Raw genomic sequence first — 875 nt, 5'->3', positions numbered from 1 at the left:
CCACCGGAAGCTCCTCGGGTTTGGCCCCCTTGAAGATCTTATCGATGAAGGTTGCTAAGCGGAAATAAAGGTCAGGATAGTTCACCCCGTAGGCGATCAATCCCCCAGCCCCAACGTACTCGCGGGCTGGATAGACGGCGGGCAGCCGATTATGGTCGACAAAATCGATGATCATCTGTTGATGCAGTTGCGTGAGGCCGTCTGACCCGACGACCAACCCGCCGATCTGTTGACGCAGTGCCCGTTCAAACGCGCGGCTTAAGTCGTCCTTGCTGCGCACGTCGAGAAGTTCAGCCTCGAGACCCAGGGAGCGCGCTGCCGCTTTGGTCTCGTCCCATTCGGGTGGGACAGCCGGATTGCCCATGTTGTGAAGCAACGCAACGCGCGAGAGACCCGGAACCAGCTCTTTCAGGATCTCGACCCGTTTTGCTGTCAGTTCGGTGCTGAAAGTGATCACCCCCGTGATGTGGCCTCCGGGGCGCGCGAAGCTGGCGACGATGGCACCCGGGCCGCCCATCGTCGCCATAACGACCGGGATTGTTCCCGTCGCGTTTTGGACCGCCTTGGTGGCAGGGGTCCCCCTCGTCACGAACAGGTCAACCTTGAGACGCACCAGTTCAGCCGCAAGGTCAGGAAACCGCTCAGCTCGACCATCGGCCGACCGGTATTCAATGATCAGATTGCGGCCTTCGACGTAGCCGAGATCCCGCAAACCCTTGTGGAGGCCGGTAAGATTGGCGGCGTTCTTGTCTGCGGGGATCCATTCGAGAATGCCGATGCGATGGATCTTCTGCCCTTGCTGGGCGCGCGTCCTGAGCGGCCATACGGCGGCCGCGCAGCCAAGACCGATGACGAACTCCCGCCGTCGCATCAGC

Annotated in this window: 1 protein-coding gene; it reads right to left on the bottom strand. The window is 61.1% G+C overall.

Features of this window, described 5'->3' with window-relative positions:
* Nucleotides 1–875: ABC transporter substrate-binding protein (locus ILT44_RS30540; RefSeq protein WP_204243362.1), on the bottom strand; the 875-nt coding region annotated here is incomplete at both ends.

It is taken from the genome of Microvirga arvi (assembly GCF_016892765.1).
GTDB lineage: Bacteria > Pseudomonadota > Alphaproteobacteria > Rhizobiales > Beijerinckiaceae > Microvirga > Microvirga arvi.
Note: the sequence above shows the minus strand (reverse complement) of the source record. Positions and strands in the feature narration are given on the sequence as shown.